2 protein-coding genes and 2 pseudogenes are annotated in these 3936 nt (G+C 52.5%); 2 read left to right on the top strand and 2 right to left on the bottom strand.

Translation table 11 applies throughout. The features are described from left to right. Positions 1-3: 3 nt before the first annotated feature. A complete protein-coding gene (locus M6F29_RS11445; protein ID WP_297481173.1) occupies positions 4-195 on the bottom strand; it encodes a Thivi_2564 family membrane protein in 192 nt (63 codons plus the stop codon). Positions 196-317: 122 nt separating this feature from the next. Further along, a pseudogene (locus M6F29_RS11440) lies at positions 318-401 on the bottom strand (IS200/IS605 family transposase); the annotation flags it as partial. A gap of 21 nt (positions 402-422) precedes the next feature. On the opposite strand from M6F29_RS11440, the pseudogene M6F29_RS12435 reads away from it, so the two are divergent. Both M6F29_RS12435 and M6F29_RS11435 read left to right on the top strand, forming a co-directional pair. Further along, positions 423-563, top strand: a pseudogene (locus tag M6F29_RS12435) (helix-turn-helix domain-containing protein); the annotation flags it as partial. A 91-nt stretch (positions 564-654) separates the two neighbouring features. Further along, positions 655-3699, top strand: coding sequence for a transglycosylase domain-containing protein (locus tag M6F29_RS11435; RefSeq protein WP_298159967.1), 3045 nt, complete (start codon positions 655-657; stop codon positions 3697-3699). The last annotated feature ends 237 nt before the right edge of the window (positions 3700-3936 follow it).

The following is a 3936-nucleotide window of genomic DNA, read 5'->3' as shown; positions in this document are numbered from 1 at the left end:
CATTTATCGTCCAACACGAATCCCGGAAAGGGAATTCACTACCCCGAATACAGTCAATAGCCAGAGGATCACCGCAATGATGACCACCGCATTCAGGATTTTCTTGATTGTGGCCTCCATTGGTATGTAGGTGTTGATCAGCCAGAGAACCACCCCAACGACAATTAATACAATCACCAACTGAATCAGTGGCATATCGCCTCCCTATATCGCATTAAGTTGCATTAGTCCGAACCGCTGCATGAAATGTAGGCGTAAAGCCAAACGCGGTCTGTACGGTGTCAAACACAACGGGAAAATCAGCAATCGTCCTCATTGCGGCGATATTTGGTTACGAATAAGTGAACATGCATCAGAAAGACGCAATATCTGCCACGTCGAATATCGTTGTCATCGCTCATAGACCAAACTATACTACGCGCATGCAGCGCCTCCAAGCCCACAAATACGAACCCATGCCAACCGGCGAGCAACGGCGCGACATATGCAACTTCGTCTTCAATAAGGCACTGACGTTGCAAAAAGAATGCTGTGAACACGGTGAAAAGAAACTCGGCTTGGCGTGGAGCGGCGGGTACCCACTAAAGCGACTCTCACCCAGACTTGATGCCAGAGTAGGCGCCGTAGGAATCCCCCGGCTTTAGGCAGGGGAGGATGTCAAAAAATCTCCTGAGAAACACAGTGTCTTTTTTTCATGCCCAGAAAAGTCGATCCCTGCTCGTCTTGCTGATACTACTGGTGGCAGCGACAGGCTGGATCGTTATCGATGAACTACGCACTTCCTGGCTTCAAGCCCATTATTTTGTCAGGCTTGCAAGCCGACTCAACTACAAACTGGAAAAAGGCCCCAGCCCTTCGATCCGTTTCCCAACATCAGGTCCTTATGACGAACGCCTGGGATACAACAAAATACCAGAATACACCAACTATTTGATTTATCACGGGTTTGTCGTCTCCGAACAGGTCCGCATGTCGTCCGCATTGCTTGAATCGCCGCTATCGCCGATCTATGCAGAAAAAGATCAGGCCGGATTGACGCTGTTGGACCACAACCAGCGATTGCTCTATGCATTCCTGTCTCCGACACGGGTCTATGCGGATTTCAGTGCCATTCCAGAGATATTGGTCGACACCCTGCTGTTCGTTGAGGACAAGGAATTGCTCGACAGCCGCTATCCGACACGCAATCCTGCCGTCAACTGGAGCCGACTGGATCGGGCGCTATTCGATCAGGTTCTTCACGCCATTCATCGTCGGCATGACACGCCGGGTGCCAGTACCCTGGTCACCCAGATAGAGAAATACCGGCACTCTCCCGAGGGTCGCACGTCGTCCATTCACGAAAAATTTTTGCAGATGGATGCGGCCTCGATCCGGTCCTACCTGCATGGCAGGGACAACATGGCAGACCGCCGCCAGATCGTGGTGGCCTACTTGAACACGGTGCCCCTGACGGCAAGGGTGGGCTATGGTGAAGTCAACGGATTGGGCGACGGCATGTGGACGTGGTACGGTCGCAACTTTGACGAATTCAATCACCTATTGCGGAGGCAAGATGACGAATCTTTGCAGCAGCGAGCTGAAGTCTACAAACAGGCTTTGTCCCTCATCATTGCCCAGCGCCGGCCTTCTTACTTTTTACAGAAGGACTCGCCTGCGCTGATGCGCATGACGAACCATTATTTGAGACTATTGGGATCGGCTCATCTCATCCCGCCCGCTTTGGAAAGGACGGCACTCTCGCTGCCGCTTCACTTGAACCAGGGTCCGCTGGTGCCGCAGGTGAATTCCTTTGTATCCAAAAAGGCTGAAAACCTGCTACGCAATGGTCTGCTCTCCCTGCTTCGCATACCCAATCTGTATACGCTGGACAGGCTCGATCTGAACGTCCAGACAACCCTTGATGGCGATGCGCAGCGCACTGTCACGAACTTGTTGCGCCAGGTACAAAGCCCTGACGGCGCCCGAACCGCCGGATTGTATGGCCATAATATGCTGGGGGAAAATGACGATCCCCAGCGCTTGTCCTTCAGTTTTACCCTGTTCGAGCGCAGCCCCGGGGCAAATCTGTTGCGGGTGCAAACCGACAATCTGGATCAACCTTTTGATATCAATAGCGGAGCACGCCTGAACCTTGGATCGACCTCCAAACTGCGTACCCTGATCACCTACCTGGAAATCATGACCCAACTGCATCAGACCTATGCAGGCATGAGCCGACAGGATTTGATGAGAATTCTGGCAGGATCGCAAGATACGCTGACCCGTTGGGCGCTGACCTATTTTTCTGAAAACCCCAACAGCCGTTTGCAGGATATGCTTGAGGCCGCCATGCGACGAACCTATTCCGGGAACCCATCGGAAGCGTTTTTTACTGGCGGCGGGTTACAGAGATTCGAAAACTTCGAGCCCGAAAAAGACAATGGCATCATGACGGTACAAGAAGGTTTTCAACATTCCGTCAACCTGGTATTTGTGCGCCTGATGCGGGACATCGTGCATCATTATGAAACACGGACCATGAGTGCGGGCTTGGTGGGTCTGATCAAAACCACTCCTTCAACGCGCAATGCCACAGCAGAAACCGGTGCGCCCGAAGTTTCAGTGAATGCGTCCCGACAAGCCCAACTGTCACTTTTTGCAGACCATGAAGGGCGCGAATTCCTGTTTCGGTTTTACAAGAAATACAAGGGAAAAACCCCTGACGAGATGATGCAAACCTTGATCGACGGGGTCCATGCCAAGCCGAAGAATTTGGCTCTGTTATTTCGAAGTATCGAACCTGAGGCCAGTTTTTTGCAGTTCACGGCCTTCATGCACAAGCAACTACCCGAGGTGGAACTTGATGAAAACTCCCTGCAGATTCTCTACGACAAGTTTGCCGTTGAAAAATACTCCCTTATGGACAGGGGTTATCTGGCCGGAATCCATCCTCTGGAACTATGGTTGGTCGGCTATCTTTTTCACCACCCCAAAGCGACCCTGACGCAACTGGTCGGAGCCAGTACCCAGCAACGCCAGGAAGTCTATCAATGGCTGTTCAAAAGTCATAATAAAAAAGTTCAGGAGTCACGCATTCATCAGATGCTGGAACTGGAAGCTTTCCAGATGATCGCCGCCGATTGGCGTCACCTGGGCTACCCGTTCGCAGCCTTGACCCCTTCCTACGCCACCGCATTGGGCGCCTCCGGTGATCGCCCCGATTCCCTCGCGGAATTGATGGGAATCATTGTCAATCAGGGGCTGTTGATGCCGACTGTGGCATTCCAGGATTTGCAGTTTGCAAAGGGAACGCCCTATGAAACCCACTTTGTCAATCGACCTGCCGCCGGAATCCGGGTGCTTCCTGAGGAACTGACCGAAGTTGTGCGGCGCGCCCTGATCGGTGTGGTGCAGGACGGGACGGGCATCCGCCTGAAGGACGCATTGGTGCAAAAAAATGGCCAAGTCATCGAGATAGGGGGAAAAACGGGCACGGGAGATCAGCGTTTCGTCACCTACGCACCCAGCGGCAAGTTGATCGCCTCGCGAGCCGTGAATCGTTCCGCTACTTTCGTATTTTTGATCGGTGACCGCTTCTTCGGTACCGTCACGGCCTACGTTCACGAACCCTATGCGGCAGATTATAAATTCACCAGCGCCATGACGGTGCAACTATTAAAATTCTTGCTCCCCAGATTGGGGCTGCCCGCTTCGTAAGTCTCACCTCAGGTCTCACCCTGCTCCACCAACGTCATGCCAACTGCGATGGAATAGGGCAACGGTTCCCCCAATTCTGCCGACCCGTCACCGATTCCAGAATCTCGCAGGTGTCTGTCAGAATTTGTAGGCAACACCAACTGTCCACACATCGGTTCGGCTATAATCCGTCGAACTGCCGATACTGTACCTGTCAATATCAAACCTTCCGGAAAAGGCATCGGTGAAATCGTACTT

The organism is Ferrovum sp., assembly GCF_027317285.1.
GTDB lineage: Bacteria > Pseudomonadota > Gammaproteobacteria > Burkholderiales > Ferrovaceae > Ferrovum.
This window is presented reverse-complemented; position numbering and strand designations above follow the sequence as displayed.